We start from the raw sequence: 22,040 nt of genomic DNA, 5'->3' as shown, positions 1-22,040 counted from the left end.
ATCAAGCCGCGAGCTCGCTTGCGGCACGCGGGGCCAGCCCGAGCGTCAGCACCGCCACCGCCCCCCGGCCCACGCCTTCGCTTTCCAGACGGAGCGTACCCTGCATTGCGACCATCGAATTGGCGCACCAGTGCAAGCCCAACCCGCCCGATTTGTATTTACGCGTTGAAAACCCGCGCTGGAACAGCGTAGGCGTCGCATCGGCGGCGAATCCCTCGCCATCGTCGCGAATCGCGATGCGGGCTGTGTCGCCATCCTCCTCGATCGAGACCGTGATCGATCCGCTGGCGGTGCCCTTGGCGGCAATCGCGTCGGCGGCATTGGAGAAGAGGTTGCCGATCACCTGGCTCAGGATGATTCGGCTGGCGAGGACGTAGCAAGGCTGCGCTGGAAAGCTGAACGCGATCGAAACCCCGCCGGAATAGCGCGCAATCGTCGCATTGCGGGCGATGATTTCGGTGATGTCGCACGGTTCGACCGGTGGACGCTCGTGCGCGGCGCTTTGCTGCTCGCCAATGATTTCGAGCACATGGCTCATCGCCTCACGCCCGATCTGGAGTTGATCGCGACGATGTGCGCGGTCGGCATTTTCCGCTTCGATCGCCGCCGAGACGAAGGCAACCAACTTCGCGCGGCGCGGCGCGGGCAAATCGTCCTGCGCCAGTTCGGCCACCGCACGTTCCAGCACCGCGCGGTCGACCGGCGGCGCTTGCGCGATTCCCTGGCTCAGGATCGTGCTGATCGGATTGAGCGCGTTGCGGACATTGTGCATCACCGCCACCGCGCTCTCGCTCTTGCCGAGCGCGAAACTCTGCACTTCCAATTGTTCGCGCAGATCCTTCAATTGCTGCAGCATCGCATTGAAACTGCGGCCAAGCGAACCGATTTCGTCCTTGCGCGTTTCATCCGGCAACAGGCCGAGCGCGCCCGACGATCGCACGACCTGCATATGCTGCTCGACCCGGGCGAGCGGGCGCAGCACGAGCCGGGTTATCATCCGCCGCAACATCGCCAACACGCCGAGCAGCAGGACCACGGCTCCCGTTACCGCCAGCAGCAGCATCCGCTGCCCCAGCACCGACACATCGCGCGGCACGGTGAAAGCCGCACTGGCGACGGCATGTCCGTCCGCCCCCTGGATCGGCACGGCGATACGCATGGTCGCGTTGGCGGCGACGATGCGGTTGGCATCGGGCGCGTTGGCAAGATCGATCTTGGCCCGCAATTGCAGCACATCGGACAGCGCGCGCGACGTGATCCGCCGCGCCATCACCACATAGCCGTGCGGATCCCCGGTGCCGTCGCTGCGCCGCACCTTGGCCACGCCGATTGCCGCCAACTCGTCACCGAGCCGCAAATAATAATGCCCGGAGCTCTTCGTGCCCAGGAACCGCTTGAAATCGGTATGGACCAGCGCTGTGGCAAAGGCGTCGCGCCGGTCTGGCCGATCTAGCCCGCGCGCGAGATCGCGCCAGCGCGCGATGACAATCCGTCCGTCATTGCCAACATAGGCCATGCCATCGACATTGAGATTGGCCATTGCCAGCGTCGAAAAACTCTCGCGCTCAAATTCCGGCGTCGGGTGCGCCATATAGGTGTAGCTGGCGGTCCAATCGCCATAATCGCGCACCGCATTTTCAACCTTGGTCGCAAAATCGCCAAGCGCGGCATGGGTGCGATCGACCTGCGCATCGATCGATTTCGCCTCAAGCTGATTGAAGCTCGGCACGATGACACTGGCCAGCAACAGCGTGAGCGCCACCGAACCGGCCAGGCCGACTGCGGTCAGGATCACGACGAGCTTGACACCAAGCGAGCCACGCCCGCGCCATCGTCCGATCCGGCCGCGCACGGCACGGATCCTGTCGCCGATCATCCGTGTGTCCCGTTGCCCGGTTCGGGCAGCTCGGCTGCGGTGTCGATCGCGTTCGGAAGGATGATGAAGCCTGCTTCGGCAATCGCCCGCGCAGCCTCTTTCGTGACCGGGCGCGAGAAGAAATAGCCCTGCATGTGGCTGCATCCGGCAACGCGCAGCGCCTGCAATTGGGCCTCGGTTTCGACACCCTCGGCAACCACGCCAAGCCCGAGCGCGCGCCCGAGATGGATGATCGAGTGGACGATCGCGGCGCTTTCGCGCTCACGCCCCATACCATCGATGAAGCTGCGATCGATCTTGAGGCAATCGAGCGCGAATTTGCGGATGTTGTACAGGCTCGAATAACCCGTGCCGAAATCGTCGAGCGCGATGCGGAAGCCCATCTGGCGAAGCTTGTACAGCGTGTCGGCGGCGCGATCGGCATCGTCGAAAATCGCGGTTTCGGTAATCTCGATCTGTACGCGGCGCGGGTCGATCCCGGCGTGCTGCACGCTTTCGACCAGCCGCCCGACGAAATTGTGGCGGCGGAACTGACGCGGTGAAAAGTTCACCGAGACATATTGGCCGGGCCATTCGGCCAACACCTTGAGCGATTCGGCCAGCACCCAATCCCCAAGCTCGTGGATCAGGTTCGATTCCTCGGCGATCGGGATGAACACGGCAGGCGAGATCGGCCCGTGGTCCTCGGTGTTCCAGCGCAACAACGCCTCGAACCCGACGACTTCGAGCGCCTCGCGGGTGACGATCGGCTGATAGACCAGGCTCAGCTCGCCCTTGGCGATCGCTTGTGTCAGCCCCCCTTCGATCGCGCGGCGCAAACGGATATTTTCATCCATGCTCTCATCGAACACCCGCACCACGCCGCGCCCATCGCGCTTTGCGTCGTTGAGCGCCAGGTCCGCGCGGCGCATGAGATCGGTCGGGTCGCGCGATTCGCCGGCCTCGGTCACGATCAGGCCGATCGAGGCACCGCCCTGCACCGAATTGCCCAATACCTTGAACGTGCCCGAACAGGCCTTCAACAAGCGCGCGCAATCCATCTCCGCAGCTTGGGTGCCGGGGGTATCGAACATCAGCCCAAATTCATCCCCGCCAAGCCGCGCAACCATGCCGCCCGCTGGCACATTGGCCTGCAAGACCGAGCAGATTTTGCGAATGAGTTCATCCCCGGCAAGGTGGCCGAGCGTATCGTTGACCAGCTTGAAGCGATCGAGATCGACCATCGCCACCGCAAAGCGCGCCTCGGTGCGCGCGCGGTCGGTCAGTGCGCGGCGGAAAGCCAGTCGGTTGGGGGCCTCGGTCAGCGAATCGTGATTCGCCATATGGATCGCGCGGCTTTCGTTCGCGGCGAGTTCGTGGCCCTGCTCCTGCAATTGCACAACTTGCGCGGCGAGCACTTCGCGCGCTTCGGCCAATTCGCGGTCGCCTTGCCAGCGATGCGCCAGCGCGCTTGCCATCTGCGTCACTTCGGCGACTTCAAACGGTTTGGCGATGTAGAAAATCTTGTCGGCTGGCCCCGCCGCCTTGGAGATTTCGACCGGCGAAAAGTCGGAATAGCCGGTGACGATGACAAGATTGATATTGGGGTCGAGCGCGCGGATGCGCACGGCGGTTTCCTTGCCGTCGATTCCCGGCGGCATCCGCACGTCGATAAAGGCGACTGCAAACGGATCCCCGTCGCGGATCGCGGTTTCGACTGCGGCAACGGCATCCAGCCCCTGCATACAATGCGTCAGCGCGAAATCGGGCCCGGCATTGTCCGGCGCGGCATCCGCGTCGTCATCGCCGAACAATTCCGCCGCCATTGCGTCGAGCACGCCCGTGGCGGCGGCAACCGGCGCGAAGCTGCGCCGGTAGCTGTCATGCATGGCCGGTTCGTCGTCGACGATCAGAATTCGCATGTAAGCACCGCCAGTCGCAAAGTCACCGGGCATAGCAGCCCGCTGCACAGACCTAAGCGGACACAGTTAAAGGCCCGTAAACGACGTTGTCGAGATCAGGCCCCGGCGAGGGCACGCACGCCCAGTTCGATCGCGCCGAGCGGTCCGGCCATGCCGCCCAGCGCGGCGGGCACGACATAGGCATCGATCGGCAACAGGCCGCCCGCCGACACATAGCCACCAAGGCTCGCTTCCAGTCGGGTACGGATCATCGGCAGCAAATGCGGAATACCCACGATCACGCCGCCGCCCATCACGATCCGCCGCGGGATACCGGTCAGCACCAGCGTGTGGCACAATTGCGCGAGCGTATGGGCGACGCCCTCCCATACCGGATTGTCCTCGGCCAGCGTCTCCGCGCCCACGCCGGTGCGCGCGCGGATTGCGGTGCCCGAGACCAGTCCCTCGACACAATCACCGTGGAACGAGCAGCTTCCGGCCCAGCTATCTCCCGCCAGACGAACCGGACGGATATGGCCGAGTTCCGCATGGGTCAGCCCGGCGACGGGCGCATTGCCCAGCACCAGACCGACGCCAACGCCGGTGCCGACGGTGATATAGGCATGGTCGGCAACATCCTGCGCCGCGCCCCACCGCCCTTCCCCCAAGGCCGCGCCGTTGACATCGCTATCAAAACCGGTCGGCACTTGGCCGATCGCCGCCAGGCGCCGGGCGACATCGACATTCGACCAGCCGGGCTTGGTCGTCGCGGTGATCGAGCCATAATCGGGCGCGGTGTGATCGAGCGAAACCGGGCCAAAACTGGCGATGCCGAGCGCATCATAGTGCGACCAGCCGCGCAGCACATTTTCCACAGCGCCGAGCGTTTCTTCGGGCGTCGTGGTTGGGATCTGGACGCGGTCACGCACATCATCAGGACCGGTGGCGAGGACGCAAATGCACTTGGTCCCGCCCAGTTCGACTCCGGCAATCAGGGGTGTTGTCATTCTACGGTCACCGACTTGGCAAGGTTGCGGGGCTGGTCGACATCGGTGCCCTTGGCAACGGCGACATGATAAGCGAGCAATTGCACCGGTACGGCATAGACCAACGGCGCAATGAGCGGATGGACCTTGGGCATTTCGATCGTTGCGATCGTGTTTTCGCCCGCCTGCGCAATCCCGTCCGCGTCCGAGATCAACACGACCAGCGCGCCGCGCGCCTGCGCCTCCTGCATATTGCTGACGGTCTTGTCGAACAACGGGCCCGAAGGCGCGAGCACGATCAGCGGGACGGTGTCGTCGATCAAGGCGATCGGCCCGTGCTTCATCTCGCCCGAGGCATAGCCTTCAGCATGAATGTAGCTGATTTCCTTGAGCTTCAGCGCGCCTTCCAGCGCCAGCGGATAATCAGGCCCGCGGCCAAGATAGAGCACGTCGCGCGCCACCGCGATCTTGGGGGCCATCGCGGCGATTTCCTCGTCATGCGCGATCGCACGGCTCATCGCCTGCGGCACTTCCTGCAGATGATGGACGATATCGCGCTCGGCTTCGGGCGTCAGTTGCCCCTTGGCGCGGGCGAGATTGACCGCGAGCGCCGCCATGACCGCGAGCTGGCAGGTGAACGCCTTGGTCGAGGCAACGCCGATTTCGGGGCCGGCATGGGTCGGCAGCAACAGATCGACTTCACGCGCCATCGAGCTGGTCGGCACGTTGATGATGCCCGCCGTGGTCAGCCCCGCCGCCTTCATGTGGCGCAGCGCTGCCAGCGTATCCGCAGTCTCGCCCGATTGCGAAATGACCACGCCCAGCATGTTGGGGGTGAGCACCGGATCGCGATAGCGAAATTCGGAAGCGACATCGACTTCGACCTGCACGCGCGCGAGCTGCTCGATCCAATATTTGCCGATCATGCCGACATAAGACGCGGTGCCGCACGCGACGATGGCGACGCGCTCGACCGAAGCGAGATCGAACTCCATGTCGGGCAGCGCGACGCGCTCTTCGAGTGGACGCAAATAGCTGCGCAGCGTCTGCGCGACCACCACCGGCTGCTCGTAAATTTCCTTGAGCATGAAGTGGCGATGGTTGCCCTTGTCCATCAACTGGCCCGAGGCACCCGAATTGACGATCGGGCGCGTGACCGGATTGTTGTCCTTGTCATAGACCTGCACCGCTTCGCGCGTGACTACGGCCCAGTCACCCTCTTCCAGATACGCGATGCGCTGGGTCAGCGGGGCGAGTGCGAGCGCGTCCGAACCGATGAAATTCTCACCATCACCGTAACCGACGGTGAGCGGCGCGCCGAGCCGGGCGCCGATCAGCAGATCCGGCTCGGACTTGAACATCACGCCCAGCGCGAAGGCGCCGTGCAGGCGCGGGAGGACGTTGGCCACCGCCTCGCGCGGCTTGAACCCGCGCGACAATTCGCGGTCGATGAGATGCGCGACGACTTCGGTATCGGTCTGCGACTTGAACTGCCGCCCCTCGGCGATCAGCTCATCGCGCAGCGGCTTGAAATTCTCGATGATGCCGTTGTGGACCAGCACCACATCGCCGACGATATGCGGGTGCGCATTGTCGACGGTCGGCGCGCCATGCGTCGCCCAGCGAGTGTGGGCGATGCCGCTGTCGCCGGGCAACGGGTCCTTGGCCAGTTCGGCGGCGAGATTGACGAGCTTGCCCGGCGCGCGGCGGCGATCGAATTCGCCATCGTGCACGGTGCACATGCCCGCTGAATCATAGCCGCGATATTCGAGCCGCTTGAGTCCGTCGAGCAGCCGGTCCGCGACCGCGCCCTTGCCGAGAATGCCTACGATACCGCACATAGTTTCGTCTCTCCGTTGCCCGGACCGGGCTATTTCCTGGCGGCGGCCTTCTTCGCCGCCATCGCAACGCGGAAGCGCTTGCCCCAGCCGGGCCGCGCCTCCTGCTTGCCGCGCGCGAGCGCCAGCGCATCGGCCTCGACATCCCTGGTGATGACCGATCCCGCACCGACCGTCGCGCCCGCGCCAATCGTCACCGGGGCAACCAGCGCCGAATTGGAGCCGATGAACGCGCCCGCGCCGATCACCGTCTTATACTTGAAAAAGCCATCATAATTGCAGGTGATCGTGCCCGCGCCGATATTGGCACCGGCGCCAACCTCGGCATCGCCAAGATAGGTCAAGTGGCTGGCCTTTGCCCCCGCGCCGAGCACGGCCTTCTTCATTTCGACGAAATTGCCGATCTTGGAATGCTCGCCCAGCACCGCGCCGGGCCGCAACCGCGCGAACGGACCAACCTCGGCGCCAGCGCCGATCGTCGCCCCTTCGATGTGCGAGAAAGCGTGGATCGCCACGCCATCCGCCACGGTGACGCCGGGGCCGAACACGACATTGGGCTCGATCACGACATCGCGCCCCAGCACGGTATCATAAGCGAACCACACGGTTTCCGGCGCAATCAGCGTCGCGCCATCGGCCATCGCCTGCGCGCGCCGGGCGTTCTGCCAGGATAGCTCCACGCCCGCCAGTTCGGCGCGGCTGTTGACGCCGGCGACTTCCGCCGCGCTGGTTTCGATCACGGCAGAGGCGCGCCCATCGGCGGCGGCGAGCATGACGATGTCGGGCAGATAATATTCGCCCGCCGCATTATCGTTGCCGATGCGCGCCAGCAGCGCGAACAGATCGGCGCTGCGCACCGCCATCAGCCCGGAATTACACAGGGTGACCGCGCGTTCGGCCTCGCTCGCATCCTTATATTCAACCATCTTGGCAATGACGCCCGCTTCGTCGGCGATGATCCGGCCATAAGCGGCGGGATCGGCGGGGCGGAAGCCGAGCACCACGACGGCGGGCGCATCGGTCGCGTGGAGCCGCGCGACCATCGCCTGCATCGTTGCAGACGACACCAAGGGTACATCGCCATAGAGGACCAGCACATCGCCCTCGAAACCGGCGAGCGCGGCTTCGGCTTGCGCGACGGCATGGCCCGTGCCGAGCTGTTCGGCCTGTAGTGCGGTGACGATGCCGAGCGGGGCGACCGCCGCCTCGACCTGCTCGCGCCCCGCGCCTGTCACGACGACGGTGCGCTCCGGCTTCAGCGCCGCGACGCTCTCCGCCAGATGCAGCAGCATTGGGTGCCCCGCGATCGGATGAAGCACCTTGTGCAAATCCGACTTCATGCGCGTGCCCTTGCCCGCGGCAAGGATGACGGCGGCGATGTTCGGTGCGGGTGCGGTAGCCATGCGGACTGCCCTGCCACGACGCTCTTGCCATTTCCAGAGCAACGCTGTCAGGCAACCGTTCATGACAAAGAATTCCTTCGCGATTGTCGGGTTCGACCTCGATGGCACGCTGGTCGACAGCAGCGGCGACCTGACCGACGCGGTCAACCACACGCTCGCGTTCGCCGGGCGACCGTTGCTGGGTGTCGAGCAAGTCAAGACGATGGTCGGCGGCGGGGCCAAGCATATGCTGACCCAGGGGCTGGAGGCGACCGGCGGTTGCACACCCGAAGTGTTCCGTCCGCTCTACAAGCGGATGCTGGCTTATTATAGCGAGCATCTATCGGTGCATACGCGGCCCTTCCCCGGCGTGGTCGCCGCGCTCGATCAGCTCGATGCGATGGGTGTGACGGCAGCGATCGTCACCAACAAGTTCGAGAGCCTGGCGCTGCGGCTGCTCGACGATCTCGGCTTACGCGAACGGTTCGCGTGCATCATCGGTGGCGACACGCTGGGCCCCGGTCTGTCCAAACCCAACCGCGCGCCAATCGACGCGATGGTCCAGCGCTGCGGTGGTGGGAACGCCGCGTTCGTCGGCGATTCGATCTACGACATCATGGCCGCGAAGAATGCCGAAATTCCGGGCATCGTCGTCAGTTTCGGCTTTCTGCTCCATCCGGTCGAGGAAATGGGTGCCGACGCCGTGATCGATTCGTTCGACGCGCTGGTGCCGACGCTGGAGCGCCTGTCAGCGTGACGTCGATCAGCCTGACACGGGCCCCGCACCGCCCTTGCGCCACTTGGTCCACAAGTGCCGCGCCAGCATTGCGGGCGGCATTCGCAACCAGTGCGAGCGGAGATAGAAGGCCATGCGCGTAAAGGGCCGCGTCGCCCTGCCCCAACCATCGCGCGCGGTGAGGCGGTACAGGTAACACCGGTCAACCCCGGTCAATCGCGCACCATCGCCATAAAGCGCCGCCGCCAGCCGCAACGCCCGGGCCATTTCGTGCGACAGGCCGTGCCGCGTCGCCCGTGCGGCGAGGCCATCGGTGCCAAACTCGGCAACCAAACACTGCACGTCCCACAGATTGCGCATTCCGCCCGCCAGGTCGCCATCGGCGAACAGATGCGCCGCCGCATGGACCAGCATATCGTTGGGTGACAACGCCCATAGGCCGGGTTTCAACTCCACCGCGTCCGCCAGCAGCGCGCCCGCATCGGGGGTGATCCGCGCGGTCAGCGGCAGGATGGTGTGATGGACGTCGATCATCCGGTCACGGTCACGGTGGATGAGCGGGGGCAGCTCGTGCATCCAGTGCCGGTAATAGGCATCGTCATAGGGATCGGGCTTCACCCATTCCCAGCCAGCCCCCAGCAACGCCGCCTCGACCGAATCCAGCGCCGCGCGCGGCACGAGGATGTCGAGATCGCCGATCGAACGCCCTTGCCCAGCCTGCAACCCCGCCGCGACGAAGGCGGTGCCCTTGAGCAACACGACCCGCACGCCGAGCGGTGCGAGCACACGGCGCGCGACTTCCGCCTCCCACAAGGCCGCCACCCGCCCCTGTTCGGCGGAAGCACGGGCATCGGCGAGAATCCGCGCGACCGATGGCGGCACGGCGAGCCCGGCGAGCCGCCACGCCAGCGTTCCGATCATCTGTTCCGCGCGGGCAATGGCAAGCAACGCCGTCCAAGCGTCTGCGTCCAATACCCCAACGCTGCCGGGGTCGCGCAGCACCCGCGCGAGCACCCAGCCGTCTAGCGCGCGGCCCATGCCGCCTCCACCAGCGCAATCGCGCTGTCGGTATCGGGATAGTCGATCGCGCGCGCAGGCACGCCTTGCACCAGCCCGGTCAGCGCAGCGAAGCCGCGCTCGCCCAGCGCGACATAATTGGTCGATGCCTGGGTCAGGCGCACGAACACCTCGCTTTGCGCCACATTGCGCGTCGCCGATTCGTAGCCAAAGCTCGGAAACAGGATCAAAGCGGGCTTTGCCGGAACATCCATCGCCGCCAACCCCGCCGCATCGGGGACGAGATGGCGAATGGTGCCCTTGGGCGTCCCCCCCAGCACCGGCCCGAACCGCTCGACCGGAACCTCGGCGGCGACGGTCGCGATGCTGGCGTTTTTCAAGCTGACCAGCCGGGGAAAGGCGTGGAGCAGGCCGGTGGCGGGATCGAGCAAGGCGAATTCGTCCCCCATCAAGCGCCAGCCGCGCAGCGACAGCAACGCCGCCAACGTCGATTTTCCCGCCCCCGATACGCCGGTGAGGATCACCGCTTGCCCATCGCGTTCGACCACCGCCGCGTGAAGCAGCAGGAAATGGCGCTGGCCGAGCGCCATCTGCAAATTCATCCCCATCTCGGCGGCGAGCAAGCCTTGCGCGAGCGGGAGCGGTGCCGCCTCGGGCAGGACATAATCCCCGCCAATCATCACCGCCGGGCGCACGATTCGCCGCCACGGCCGCGCGGCGAACAGGCGCACGGTAAAATCGGGCACGCCATCCTGCGGTTTGGGATAAGCGGCATACAGCGTTTCGAGGTGCGCAATCGGCGCGCGCCAGTCTGATCCGACGCGAAAGCCGACCGGGCCGATCCGCACCTGAAACACGTGCTTCATGCGACCGCGACCAGACCGGTTGCCACCAGTTCCTCCAGCCGCGCGAGCAATGCCGCCTCGTCCGCATCGCCCAGCGCATAATCGACCGACAACCGCGCCAGCAGACCGGCGCGCGTCATCCCTGCCTCGCCCAATGTCGCGAGGATCTCCGGCGCCGGCGAGGTTACCAGATGCGTGATGCCCGACGCGCGGTGGAACACCGCCGCGAAAGCGTCGAGATGTACGATCTTCAGCGTTTCCGGCCGCGCCATGCGATACACGATATCGCCGCGGGATTCGTTCACGGCGTCAGCCGCGCGGCATTTGCAGCGATGCGAAACAGGTGAACCCGCTCGTCCCCGATTGCAGCCGCCGGATGTAATTGGTGTAGGCGCGGCTCTGCTCGTAATTGGTGCCAGGCAATTGCCCGCCCGCCAGCGCGGTCTTGACCTCTTCGCCCTTGAAAGGCCGCCCCGGCGGCGCGAACGCCCCCTTCGTTCCGGCTGGCACCACCGAACCGTCCGCCGCGATATAGCTGCCTGCGCGGCCCGAATCCGGCACCGGAATCTCACAGGTCGAAATCGAGGCTGCGGTCGATGCCAGTGCCGGACGGATCGACACCACCGCCGCCGCGCCAACCGCGCCAAGCATCAACGCGCGCCGGCGCGTGGGGGTCGGAAGATCGGGCATATCGTCGTTCATCGCATAAGCCCTTTCACATTCGCAAAAGGCTGGCAAGCAAGGCTATCGGGGTTAACGATCTTTAGGCTAAGGCGCAGGCCATGCTCCACGGTTTCGGTTCTCGAACAGTCACGGCCATTGCACTGGTCGTCGTTGCCGCAGTCGCGGTGTTTTTGCTCAACTGGGACTTGCAACCCGCGATCATCACGCTGGTGGGCGGCATCGCGGCGTCGCTCGCGGCAACGGGCACGGGCGACGGCCCGATCGAAATGCTGCGCCCGGTCGAAAGCGTGCGCGCACCGACCCCGCCCGAAGTGCGCGAAGTGATCGAGGCGATCGTGGAACCCGTGCTGATCGTGGCGGAGGGGCGCGTCACCCATGCCAACGCCGTCGCGCTGGCGCTGCTCGGCAAACATATCGTGGGTGAAGATGTGCGCGTCGCCATCCGCCACCCCGGCGCCGCCGAGCGCCTGGCGAGCCCGACCACGGGGGTTCCGCAAGGACCGATCAATCTGGTCGGGCTGGGCACGAAGGACCAGCATTGGGAAATGCACGTCGCGCGCGCCAGCGGGGGGCAGCGCATCGTTCAACTGGTCGACCAGACCGGCAACCATGCAGCGGAGCGGATGCGCGTCGATTTCGTCGCCAATGCCAGCCACGAGCTACGCACCCCGCTCGCCTCGATCCTCGGCTATATCGAAACGCTCGGCGACGACAAAGCGGGCGAAGATGCGCAGGTCCGTGGCCGTTTCCTCAAGATCATGTTCGATGAAGCGCGAAGGATGCAGCGCTTGGTCGAGGATCTGATTTCGCTCAGTCGGATCGAGGCCGAGAAATATCGCCTGCCAGACCGCGCGGTGGATCTGAGCGGATTGATCGGCGAAGTCCGTTCTGAATTGCTGGACGCGCAGGATTCGCGCAGCGGCGACATCGTCACCGATATCGACCTTGGCGTTCCGCCGGTGGCGGGTGACCGCGCGCAATTGAGCCAGGTGCTCCACAATCTTATCGGCAATGCGATGAAATATGGGCGGCCAGGCTCACCCATCACCGTCAAATTATGGCGTGATGCCGCCGGTACGGTGCGGATCAGCGTTGCCGACGAAGGCGATGGCATCGCGCCCGAGCATTTGCCACGGCTGACCGAGCGATTTTACCGCGTCGACCCCGGTCGCAGCCGGGCGGCGGGCGGCACCGGGCTTGGGCTGGCAATCGTCAAGCATATCATCGAACGCCATCGCGGACGTTTCGACGTTGCCAGCACCGTTGGAAAAGGCACCACGATCACGGTGATGCTCCCGGCCCATGCGCAAGCATATCAGGCCAATGCGCATCCAGCACCCGACAACCAGGACGCTGTCATCAAACGGTAACGTCAATGTCACACAGGCAGCCCGTCGCCGTGGTAGCCCGAGTCTGGGGCCGTCCAGTGCCCGAGGGGAGATTCCATGACCAGGAAATGCGCGATACTCGCTCTTGCCACCTCGAGCGCGGCTGCGCTGGCGCTTACGGGTTGTCAGGATCAGGCAAATGGCGGCGGCGCGGGCTCGCGCGACCACATCACGGTCGTCGGTTCATCGACGGTCTTTCCCTTCACCACCATCGTCGCCGAGCAGTTCGTCAACAAAACCCCGGGCACCAAGTCGCCCGCGATTGAGTCGACCGGAACCGGGGCCGGGATGAAGCTGTTCTGCGCCGGAATCGGTGCCGCGCACCCCGACATTGAGGACGCTTCGCGCCGGATGAAGGCGAGCGAATATAATAGCTGCAGGGACAATGGCGTTACCGACATTATCGAGGTTCAGGTCGGACTCGACGGCATCGCCTTTGCCGAATCGAAGACCGGCCCCAAGCTGCAATTGACGGCGGTCGACATCTACCGGGCCCTCGCCGCGTCGCCGATGGGGCAGAAGAACACCGCGAAGACGTGGAGGGACGTCAATCCGTCACTGCCAGCGGTGCCGATCCAGGTTTATGGTCCGCCCGCGACCAGCGGCACGCGTGACGCGCTGGCCGAACTGATCCTCGCCAAGGGCTGCGACGCGATCAATCCGACGCTGGCCGACCACAAGGACAAGGATCCGGCGGCTTATGCCAAGGGCTGCACCGCAATCCGGGAGGACGGTGCCTATGTCGATGCTGGCGAGAACGACAATCTGATCGTGCAAAAGCTGCAATCGAACCCGAACGCGATCGGCATCTTCGGCTATTCCTATCTCGAAGAGAATAGGGACAAGTTGAACGGCGTGCCGATCAACGGGGTCGAGCCGACCTATGAGACGATCGCGCGTGGCGCGTATCCGGGGTCGCGTCCGTTGTTCCTCTACGTCAAGAAGGCGCATCTCAGCGCGATCAAGGGCTTGCGCGAATTTCTGGGGCTCTATGCCGACGCGTGGGACCCCAAGGGTCCGCTCGTCGCCAAGGGCCTGATCGCGGCCCCCGAAGACGTGCGCAAACGCAGCGCCCAGATCGTAAAGGACGAGATCCCGCTCGATCCGAAAAAGTTGCTCTAATCCTCCCCTCTTGCTCGAAGTCGAACCCTCGCTTTGTCCATGCTTGCTCTTTTCCTGGTCATTGCCGGGCTCGGCCTGATCGGCTGGCTGACGGCGCGCCTGCGCGCCGTCAGCTTTCGCCGTGGCAGTACGGCGCGGTTCAGTTCGTTGCCGTCGCATTTCGGCGGGTACGTCGCCTTGTGGACTGTATTGCCGGCTGCGTTGTTCCTGTGCATCTGGTCAGCGACCTCGCCCGCTTTGGTCACCGACCGCGTATTGCGCGCGCCTGCCGCCGCGCAATTGCCGCCACCGGGTTTCGATCGTGCGGCAATCCTGTCGGAGGCGCGCAGCCTCGCTTCGGGCAATAGTTTCGGCGCGTTCAACCCGCTGTCCAAGACGCTCGCGCCGGCTTATGCGGCGGCGCAGGCGCGCAATGACTGGATTGGCGCGGCGGTTGCGTTGCTCCTGGCGTTTTCGACAGGGGGCTTTGCCTATACCCGCGTCCGCCCCGATTTCCGCGCACGCAGCAAGATCGAACGCGTGATGATGGCGGCGTTGTTGACGGCGTCGCTCATCGCGATTTTGACGACGATGGGCATCGTTGCATCCTTATTGTTCGAATCCTGGCGCTTTTTCACGATCGTCCCAATCGGGGATTTCCTGTTCGGCACGCATTGGAGCCCACAGGTGATCGACCCCGCCGACCCAGGCAAGACGCTGGGCGCGGTGCCACTGTTCTGGGGAACCTTCTTCATCGGCGCGGTGATTGCAATGCTGGTGGCAATCCCGTTCGGGCTGATGAGCGCGGTTTACCTCACCCAATATGCCACGCCCACCGCGCGCCGCTGGATGAAGCCGACGCTGGAGGTGCTCGCGGGCGTGCCGACCGTCGTCTATGGCTATTTCGCGGCGTTGACGGTCGCCCCGGCAGTGCGCGATTTCGCGGTTTCGATCGGGATCACCTGGGCCAGTTCCGAAAGCGCCCTCGCCGCCGGGCTGGTGATGGGGGTGATGATTATCCCGTTCGTATCGTCAATGGCCGACGATTCGCTCGCTGCCGTGCCCGACGCGATGCGCGACGGCAGCCTGGCGATGGGCGCCACCTCGTCCGAGACGATCCAGCGTGTCCTGCTGCCCGCTGCCCTGCCCGGCGTGGTTGGCGGCGTTCTACTGGCGGTCAGCCGGGCAGTCGGCGAGACGATGATCGTGGTGATGGCGGCATCGGGCGTTGCCACGTTGACGCTCAACCCCTTTGCCAGCGCCACCACCGTAACCAAGCAGATCGTCGATCTGCTGACCGGCGAGGCCGAGTTCGATAGCCCGAAGACGCTCGCCGCCTTCGCGCTTGGGCTGACGCTGTTCATCATCACCTTGCTCCTCAACATCGTCGCGCTGACGGTCGTGAAACGGTATCGCGAAGCATATGAGTGACATCGCCGCCGCCCACTCCACAAACTCCGCTGGTGACCGCGCGCCGACCGATTGGCGTGCCCCCGCGATGCAGCGCCGCATCCGTCGCCGTTATGGCGCCGAACGGCGGTTTCGGATGCTCGGCCTTGCTGCCGTGGTGCTGTCGGCAGGCTTTCTCGCGGTGCTGCTGGTGACGATGCTGATGAACGGCGCCAGCGGCTTCCTGCAAACGCGGATCGCGCTGCCGATCGATTTCCCCCGCGCCGGGCTGATGCTCGACCCGGCCCGCCTGCACGGTCCGGGCGCCGACCTGGCGCTGGCCGGTGCCGGGATCGAACGCGCGACCGGCGCTGCCGCGATCAGCGCATTCGGCAAGAACGGCGACCAGTGGCTGTCGGACGGGGCGTGGCTCAGCGTCCGTGAGACAGTGAAACACAACCCCGCCATCCTCCGCGGACGCAGCATCGTGTGGGTGCCCGCTGCCGACACGATCGATGTCGCGGTCAAACGACAGGGCGACCCCGCCGCCGAAGCAATCGTCGCCACATTGCAGGCGCGCGGCGCGATTTCAACCGGGTTCAACCTGCCCTTCCTCACCGCCTCCGATTCGAATGACCCGACGCGCGCCGGGATTTGGGGGGCGTTCAAGGGATCGCTGTTCACGATGCTGGTGACGTTGCTGATCGCCTTTCCGATCGGCGTTCTGTCCGCGCTCTACCTCGAGGAATATGCCACGCGGAACCGCTGGACCGATTTGATCGAGGTGTCGATCAACAACCTGGCGGCGGTCCCTTCCATCATCTTCGGCCTGCTCGGGCTGGCGGTGTTCCTTGGCACTTTCGGGATGCCGCGCTCGGCATCTATCGTCGGCGGACTGACGCTCGCGTTGATGACGATGCCGGTGATCGTCATCGCCGGGCGCAACGCGATCAAGGCGGTGCCACCGTCGATCCGCGATGCCGCGCTCGGCGTTGGCGCAAGCCCGATCCAGGTGGTGTTCCACCATGTCCTGCCGCTCGCCTTGCCCGGCATCCTGACCGGCACGATCATCGGCATGGCGCGCGCGCTGGGCGAAACCGCGCCGCTGCTGATGATCGGGATGCGCGCGTTCATCGCCTCACCACCCGCGAAGCTGACCGATCCGGCGACCGTGTTGCCGGTGCAGATCTTCCTGTGGTCGGACCAGATCGACCGCGGTTTCGTCGAAAAGACCAGCGCGGCGATCATCGTGCTGCTCGTCTTCCTGCTCGCGATGAATGGCTTCGCGATCTACCTCCGTAACAAATTCGAGACCCGCTGGTGAGCATAACCAACCAACCCAAGATCTCCGCGCAGCACGTCAACGTGTGGTATGGCGCGAAACAGGCGATTGCCGATGTCTCGCTCGATTTCGGGCAGGATCATGTCACCGCGCTGATCGGACCGTCGGGCTGCGGCAAATCAACCTTCCTGCGCACGCTGAACCGCATGAACGATACGATCGCTTCGGCAAGGGTTGAGGGCGAGATCACGCTGGACGGCGAAAACATCTATTCGCCCGATATGGACGTGGTGCAATTGCGCGCGCGCGTCGGCATGGTGTTCCAGAAGCCAAACCCTTTCCCCAAATCGATCTTCGAAAATGTCGCTTACGGTCCGCGCATCCACGGCCTTGCCGCCAACAAGCCGCAACTGGCAGAGATCGTCGAAAAATCGCTGCGCCGCGCCGGGTTGTGGGACGAGGTCAAGGATCGTCTGAGCGAAAGCGGCACCGCGCTGTCCGGCGGCCAGCAGCAGCGCCTGTGCATCGCGCGCGCGATCGCGGTCGACCCCGAAGTGATCCTGATGGACGAGCCGTGTTCCGCACTCGACCCGATCGCCACCGCCAAGATCGAGGAACTGATCCATGAATTGAAGGGGCGCTATGCGATCGTGATCGTCACGCATAACATGCAGCAAGCGGCACGTGTGTCGCAGCGCACCGCCTTTTTCCACCTGGGTACGCTGGTCGAATATGGCGCGACCTCGGACATCTTCACCAATCCACGCCAAGAGCGCACCAAGGATTATATCACTGGCCGCTACGGCTGAACGCAGGACAATGCCCTTGAACGACCATACGGTGAAAGCTTTCGACGAAGATATTGGCCAGTTGCGCGGGTTGATCGCGCAGATGGGCGGGTTGGCCGAACATGCCATCGATGCCGCAATGGAGGCGCTTCGCCGTCACGATCTGGAAGGCGCGCGTGAGATCGTCGCGGGCGACAAGCGCATCGACGCGTTGCAGATGGAAGTCGAGCAGCTTGCTGTACGGATCATCGCGTTGCGCGCGCCGCTGGCCGATGATCTGCGCGAAGTCGTCGCCGCGCTGAAGATCGCGGGCGTGGTCGAACGCATCGGCGATTATGCCAAGAACATCGCCAAGCGCGTCCCCATAATCGAGAGCCACGGCGAAATCGAGCCGCTGTCGGTGTTGCCCGCCATGTCGGCACTGGCGGTGCAGATGGTGCATGACGCGCTCGACGCCTTCGCCGCGCGCGATGCGGCAGCGGCGGTGGAAGTGTGTGATCGCGACCGGCAGGTCGACGATTTCTACAACAGCCTGTTCCGCGTGCTCGTCACGCACATGATGGAAAACCCGAAGACGATCGGTCAGGTCGCGCAATTGCTGTTCATCGCCAAGAATCTCGAACGGGTCGGTGACCATGCCACCAACATTGCCGAGATGATCTATTTCGCCGCAACCGGCACGCACATGGCCGAACGCGACCGCGGCGACATCCCTACCTCGTAACGGAGTAAACGATATGGCCCGCGCCAAGATGTTGCTGGTAGAAGACGACGCCGCGCTCGCCGAGCTGTTGATCTGGCATTTCAAGCGCGAGGATTTCGAAATCGCGCAGACCCCCGATGGCGAGGAAGCGCTGCTGCTCGCCAAGGAAAACACCCCCGATATCGTGCTGCTCGACTGGATGGTTGAGGGTCTATCGGGCATCGAAGTGTGCCGCCGCCTGCGCCGGATGCCCGAAACCGCCAACGTGCCGATCATCATGCTCACCGCGCGTGGTGAGGAAGAGGATCGCGTGCGCGGGCTGGAGACGGGTGCCGATGATTATGTCACCAAGCCCTTTTCCCCGCGCGAACTGGTCGCGCGCGTCGGCGCGGTGCTGCGGCGCGTGCGCCCGGCGCTGGCGGGCGAGCAACTGACCTATTCCGACATCGAGATGGACACGGTCGGCCACAAGGTGCGCCGCTCGGGCGAGGTTATCCCGCTTGGGCCCACCGAATTTCGCCTCCTCAAGCACTTCCTAGAACATCCCGGCTGGGTGTTCTCGCGCGAGCGCTTGCTCGATGCGGTATGGGGCCATGACAGCGACATCGAAAGCCGCACCGTCGACGTCCACATTCGTCGGCTGCGCAAGGCGATCAATCGCGGTGACCGGCCCGACATCATCCGCACCGTGCGCTCGGCGGGCTACGCGCTCGATTCGGGGGCGTAAAACACATCGGCGCACGTGCGGCGGGCGAGAGAAACAACACACACTGCGGCTTGCGCGCGGCCCCCGCGCCCCGAGCGCTAAAACGCCATTTTGACTTTCCCTTACGGATGGCGTGCGGAGCCCCACATGCCAGCCGTTTCGTAAGTTCAGTATGGCGATCGTGGCTTGCACGCCGCGTTTAATCGCCTAGGACGCGCCTCAAATCACTTGGAGGAGTCCTGCTATGTCCATTCGTTTCGACGATAAGGTCGCCATCGTCACCGGTGCCGGCGGTGGTCTGGGCCGTGCTTACGCGCTCGAGCTGGCGCGGCGTGGCGCGAAGGTCGTGGTCAACGATCTCGGCGGCGCGCGCGATGGCACCGGCCATTCCGATGCCGCGCTGAAGGTGGTCGAGGAAATCAAGGCGGCGGGCGGCGAGGCGATCTCGAATGGCGGCAGCGTTACCGAATATGAGCAGATGGTCGAGATGGTCGCCAAGGCCAAGGAGACCTGGGGTGGCGTGCATATTCTCATCAACAACGCCGGCGTGTTGCGCGACAAGAGCTTCGCCAAGATGGAGCCCGCCGACTTCAAGTTCGTGATCGACGTCCATTTAAACGGTTCGGCGCATTGCACCAAGGCAGTGTGGGAAACGATGCGCGAGCAGAATTATGGCCGCATCCTGATGACCGCATCCTCGACCGGGTTGTACGGCAATTTCGGCCAGGCCAATTATGGTGCGGCCAAGCTTGGCCTTGCGGGGCTCACCAAGACGCTCGCAATCGAAGGGGCCAAGAACAACATCAAGGTCAACACGATCGCACCGACCGCAGGCACGCGCATGACCGAAGACCTGTTCCCGGCCGAAGCCTTCGCCGCCTTCGCGCCCGAGAAGGTCGCCCCCGCCGCGCTCTATCTCGTGTCCGAGGAAGCGCCGACCAACATGATCGTCGGTGCGGGCGCGGGTGTGTTCCAGGCGGCCTATGTCACGCTGACGCAAGGCAAATTGCTGACCGGTGACGACCTGTCGCCCGAGGGCATCGCGGCGCACTGGGCCGAGATTACCGACCGTGCGGGCGAGCTGACCCCGCAAAACGGCGCGGAACAGTCGATGAGCATCCTCAAGAAGCTGCAGGGCGGCTGACGCCCCCAGCGACACGCTGTATTGCTACAGCGATACACTCGTGATAGCCTCCTGCCACCAACAGGAGGACGATCATGTATAGCGAAAGCGATATTGACGGTGCGGTGACGGCAGGCGCGATCTCGCGCGATGCCGCCGCTGCGCTGCGCAACCATGTCGCCGCGCGCAGCGCGGCACCGGCAGTCGATGAGGAACATTTCCGGCTGCTGACCGGATTCAACGACATTTTCGTGTCGATCGCACTGGCGCTGGTGCTGGTCGCGGTGGCATGGATCGGCAAGTCGATCACCACGCCCTTGGCAGGGGCCTTGGTCGCGGCGGCATCCTGGGCATTGGCCGAGTATTTCACGCGCGTGCGCCGCATGGCGTTGCCGAGCATTTTGCTGCTGCTCGCCTTTGTCGGCGGCGTGGCGGCGAGCTTGATCGGCGTAATGGTCGAACTGCACCCCGACCTTTCCAATCAGGTCAATGCCGTAATCGGTGCGGGGATTGCACTCGTTGCCACGGCGGCGGCTTGGGCGCATTGGCGGCGCTTCATGGTGCCGATCACCGTCGCAGCGGGGGCAGCGGCGAGTGTTGGTGTTGTAATCGGCCTGACCTTCGCGGCGTTCCCGGCGATGCAGGACCTGGTTTATCCGCTGGTGCTGGCGTGCGGCGTCGGCGTGTTCGCGCTCGCCATGTGGTGGGACATGTCCGATCGTGAACGGCGCACACGCCGCGCCGATGTCGCCTTCTGGCTCCACCTTGCCGCCGCGCCGATGATCGCGCATCCGATCTTCCATATGCTTGGAGTCTTTGGCGGGAGCATCGCCATCGGCACCGCGCTGATCGTGCTGGCGCTGTATCTTGCCTTCGCCTTTGTCGCGCTCGCGGTCGACCGGCGTGCGTTGTTGGTGTCGAGCCTCGCTTATGTGCTCTACGCGATGTACGCGCTGTTCCAGAATGCGGGCGCGATCGAGCTTGCCTGGGCGTTCACCGCGCTTGTGATCGGCTCGGCACTGTTGACGCTTTCTGCCTTCTGGCCGGTAATGCGGCGGTTGGTGGTGGGCACGCTCGGGCGGATGGGCGAGCGTTTGCCGCCGGTCGGCACGATGGTCGCCGCATAACCTGCACCCCAGCCCCGCCCGATGGCGCGCGGGGCTGGGGTTTTTAGTCCACCACTTTCATAAGGCGTCGCTCGACCGGCGCCAGCACGGGGCCGAGTTCGTGGCCACGTTTCAGCACAACACCCGCTTCGCTGACCAGCGCCCACATGCCCTGCCGGTTGCGCAAGGCCGGGCGCTTTTCGATGCGGAATTCGGGGCGCTCGGCGGCGCGGCGAAAGGCGGCGAAAATTGCGGCGTCGTGCCCCAACTCAATCGCATAATCCCGCCACAGACCGGCCGACACCATCCGCCCGTATAAATCCAGGATCCGCGTCAGTTCGATCCGCTCGAACCCGATTTGCAGCGGCGTGCCGCGCGGGCTTGGGAAGGGTGTAACCGTCCCCATCAGGCGCGGTCACGCTCCTCATGATGTTCCATCAGCAATGCGTCGAGACGCTTGCGCATCGTTTCGAGTTCGCAGCGCAGCAACTCCACACGCTGCGTCGCTGGATCGAACATATCGCTGCACGGCGTGCCATAAGCGAGGAAGCCCGCCGGCTTTTGCCCACCTTCAACCATGCTCGCCCGCGCCGGGATGCCGACCATCACGGCCCCTTCGACGACATCCTTGGTCACCACCGCATTGGCCCCGACGCGCGAACCCATGCCAAGTGTGATCGGCCCCAGCACCTGCGCGCCAGACCCAATGATGACATTGTCGCACAAGGTTGGATGGCGTTTGCCGGCCACGCCATTGTCGGGGTTGGTGCCGCCCAGCGTGACACACTGATAGATAGTGACATTGTCGCCGATATGGGCGGTTTCGCCGATCACGACGAAGCCGTGGTCGATAAAGAAATTGCGCCCGATCGTGGCACCCGGATGGATGTCGATCGCGGTCATGAAGCGCGAGAAATGGTTCACCGCGCGCGCCAGGAAAAACAGCCGCGCCTTGAACAGGCGATGCGCGATCCGGTGGTACGCCAGCGCCCACACACCCGGATAAGTGAGAATTTCGAGCCGCGACCGGGGGGCCGGATCGCGCGCCTTTATCGAATCGAGATAGGCGAGCAACCGACCCATCATGGCTTTGTCCCCTTATGATCCGCGATTATTTAGGAGCTCGGTCGAGCGAATAAAAGGACCACTTCGTCGCCAACTTCATAAGAATAATTCCTATCTATCTTGTATGATTTGAAAAATACCGCGA

21 protein-coding genes are annotated in these 22,040 nt (G+C 64.5%); 10 read left to right on the top strand and 11 right to left on the bottom strand.

Translation table 11 applies throughout. The features are described from left to right. Position 1: 1 nt before the first annotated feature. The 5 genes from WC704_RS03420 to glmU all read right to left on the bottom strand — a co-directional run bounded on the left by WC704_RS03420 (position 2) and on the right by glmU (position 7,983). The gene (locus tag WC704_RS03420) at positions 2 to 1,876 is read right to left on the bottom strand and encodes a CHASE4 domain-containing protein (protein ID WP_372888563.1); all 1,875 of its coding nucleotides are present in this window, start codon (positions 1,874 to 1,876) and stop codon (positions 2 to 4) included. Next, positions 1,873 to 3,777: a putative bifunctional diguanylate cyclase/phosphodiesterase gene (locus tag WC704_RS03415; RefSeq protein ID WP_372888562.1), complete on the bottom strand. Its 1,905-nt coding sequence runs from the start codon at positions 3,775 to 3,777 to the stop codon at positions 1,873 to 1,875. The genes WC704_RS03420 and WC704_RS03415 overlap by 4 nt, the downstream gene beginning before the upstream one ends. A gap of 95 nt (positions 3,778 to 3,872) precedes the next feature. Continuing rightward, a complete protein-coding gene (locus WC704_RS03410) occupies positions 3,873 to 4,763 on the bottom strand; it encodes an ROK family protein (protein WP_372888561.1) in 891 nt (296 codons plus the stop codon). After that, positions 4,760 to 6,583: a glutamine--fructose-6-phosphate transaminase (isomerizing) gene (gene glmS, locus WC704_RS03405; RefSeq protein ID WP_372888560.1), complete on the bottom strand. Its 1,824-nt coding sequence runs from the start codon at positions 6,581 to 6,583 to the stop codon at positions 4,760 to 4,762. The genes WC704_RS03410 and glmS overlap by 4 nt, the downstream gene beginning before the upstream one ends. Positions 6,584 to 6,612: 29 nt before the next feature. Beyond that, the gene (gene glmU / locus WC704_RS03400) at positions 6,613 to 7,983 is read right to left on the bottom strand and encodes a bifunctional UDP-N-acetylglucosamine diphosphorylase/glucosamine-1-phosphate N-acetyltransferase GlmU (protein ID WP_372888559.1); all 1,371 of its coding nucleotides are present in this window, start codon (positions 7,981 to 7,983) and stop codon (positions 6,613 to 6,615) included. Positions 7,984 to 8,044: 61 nt separating this feature from the next. Between glmU and WC704_RS03395 the strand changes: the two genes are divergently transcribed. Next, a complete protein-coding gene (locus WC704_RS03395; protein ID WP_372888558.1) occupies positions 8,045 to 8,719 on the top strand; it encodes an HAD-IA family hydrolase in 675 nt (224 codons plus the stop codon). A 6-nt stretch (positions 8,720 to 8,725) separates the two neighbouring features. Here the strand turns inward: WC704_RS03395 and WC704_RS03390 are convergent, their stop codons facing one another. From WC704_RS03390 to WC704_RS03375, 4 genes are read right to left on the bottom strand one after another with little or no spacing between them, the layout of a single operon-like run. Continuing rightward, entirely contained in the window at positions 8,726 to 9,736 is a 1,011-nt protein-coding gene (locus WC704_RS03390) for a nucleotidyltransferase family protein (RefSeq protein ID WP_372888557.1), read from the bottom strand. Next, positions 9,721 to 10,581 (bottom strand): HprK-related kinase A, encoded by an 861-nt coding sequence (locus WC704_RS03385; protein ID WP_372888556.1) that lies wholly within the window; start codon positions 10,579 to 10,581, stop codon positions 9,721 to 9,723. The genes WC704_RS03390 and WC704_RS03385 overlap by 16 nt, the downstream gene beginning before the upstream one ends. Continuing rightward, positions 10,578 to 10,865 (bottom strand): HPr-rel-A system PqqD family peptide chaperone, encoded by a 288-nt coding sequence (locus tag WC704_RS03380; protein ID WP_372888555.1) that lies wholly within the window; start codon positions 10,863 to 10,865, stop codon positions 10,578 to 10,580. Before WC704_RS03380 ends, WC704_RS03385 begins: the two co-directional genes overlap by 4 nt. A gap of 4 nt (positions 10,866 to 10,869) precedes the next feature. Then, positions 10,870 to 11,262 (bottom strand): hypothetical protein, encoded by a 393-nt coding sequence (locus WC704_RS03375; protein ID WP_372888554.1) that lies wholly within the window; start codon positions 11,260 to 11,262, stop codon positions 10,870 to 10,872. Between the two features lie 80 nt (positions 11,263 to 11,342). On the opposite strand from WC704_RS03375, the gene WC704_RS03370 reads away from it, so the two are divergent. The 9 genes from WC704_RS03370 (at position 11,343) to WC704_RS03330 (ending at position 20,851) form a co-directional block, all read left to right on the top strand. After that, complete coding sequence (locus WC704_RS03370) at positions 11,343 to 12,614, top strand: ATP-binding protein (protein WP_372888553.1); 1,272 nt, start codon at positions 11,343 to 11,345, stop codon at positions 12,612 to 12,614. A 75-nt stretch (positions 12,615 to 12,689) separates the two neighbouring features. Continuing rightward, entirely contained in the window at positions 12,690 to 13,754 is a 1,065-nt protein-coding gene (locus WC704_RS03365; RefSeq protein ID WP_372888552.1) for a substrate-binding domain-containing protein, read from the top strand. 39 nt (positions 13,755 to 13,793) lie between these two features. After that, positions 13,794 to 15,164: a phosphate ABC transporter permease subunit PstC gene (gene pstC, locus WC704_RS03360; RefSeq protein ID WP_372888551.1), complete on the top strand. Its 1,371-nt coding sequence runs from the start codon at positions 13,794 to 13,796 to the stop codon at positions 15,162 to 15,164. A gap of 67 nt (positions 15,165 to 15,231) precedes the next feature. Then, a complete protein-coding gene (pstA, locus tag WC704_RS03355) occupies positions 15,232 to 16,446 on the top strand; it encodes a phosphate ABC transporter permease PstA (protein WP_372888723.1) in 1,215 nt (404 codons plus the stop codon). Further along, positions 16,443 to 17,213 carry a phosphate ABC transporter ATP-binding protein PstB gene (pstB, locus tag WC704_RS03350; protein WP_372888550.1) on the top strand — a complete coding sequence of 257 codons (771 nt, stop codon included), beginning with the start codon at positions 16,443 to 16,445 and terminating at the stop codon, positions 17,211 to 17,213. The genes pstA and pstB overlap by 4 nt, the downstream gene beginning before the upstream one ends. A gap of 10 nt (positions 17,214 to 17,223) precedes the next feature. After that, positions 17,224 to 17,916 carry a phosphate signaling complex protein PhoU gene (phoU, locus tag WC704_RS03345; protein ID WP_372888549.1) on the top strand — a complete coding sequence of 231 codons (693 nt, stop codon included), beginning with the start codon at positions 17,224 to 17,226 and terminating at the stop codon, positions 17,914 to 17,916. A 13-nt stretch (positions 17,917 to 17,929) separates the two neighbouring features. Beyond that, on the top strand, positions 17,930 to 18,622 hold the full coding sequence (gene phoB / locus WC704_RS03340) for a phosphate regulon transcriptional regulator PhoB (protein WP_010187105.1): 693 nt from the start codon (positions 17,930 to 17,932) through the stop codon (positions 18,620 to 18,622). Positions 18,623 to 18,845: 223 nt separating this feature from the next. Further along, a complete protein-coding gene (locus WC704_RS03335; RefSeq protein ID WP_372888548.1) occupies positions 18,846 to 19,745 on the top strand; it encodes an SDR family NAD(P)-dependent oxidoreductase in 900 nt (299 codons plus the stop codon). Between the two features lie 74 nt (positions 19,746 to 19,819). After that, positions 19,820 to 20,851, top strand: coding sequence for a hypothetical protein (locus WC704_RS03330; protein WP_372888547.1), 1,032 nt, complete (start codon positions 19,820 to 19,822; stop codon positions 20,849 to 20,851). A 43-nt stretch (positions 20,852 to 20,894) separates the two neighbouring features. Here WC704_RS03330 and WC704_RS03325 read toward each other — a convergent pair whose 3' ends face one another. Further along, the gene (locus WC704_RS03325) at positions 20,895 to 21,236 is read right to left on the bottom strand and encodes a DUF2794 domain-containing protein (protein ID WP_372888546.1); all 342 of its coding nucleotides are present in this window, start codon (positions 21,234 to 21,236) and stop codon (positions 20,895 to 20,897) included. Continuing rightward, the gene (epsC, locus tag WC704_RS03320; RefSeq protein ID WP_372888545.1) at positions 21,236 to 21,916 is read right to left on the bottom strand and encodes a serine O-acetyltransferase EpsC; all 681 of its coding nucleotides are present in this window, start codon (positions 21,914 to 21,916) and stop codon (positions 21,236 to 21,238) included. Before epsC ends, WC704_RS03325 begins: the two co-directional genes overlap by 1 nt. Between the last annotated feature and the right edge of the window lie 124 nt (positions 21,917 to 22,040).

This window comes from Sphingomonas sp. (assembly GCF_041661885.1).
GTDB lineage: Bacteria > Pseudomonadota > Alphaproteobacteria > Sphingomonadales > Sphingomonadaceae > Sphingomonas.
This window is presented reverse-complemented; position numbering and strand designations above follow the sequence as displayed.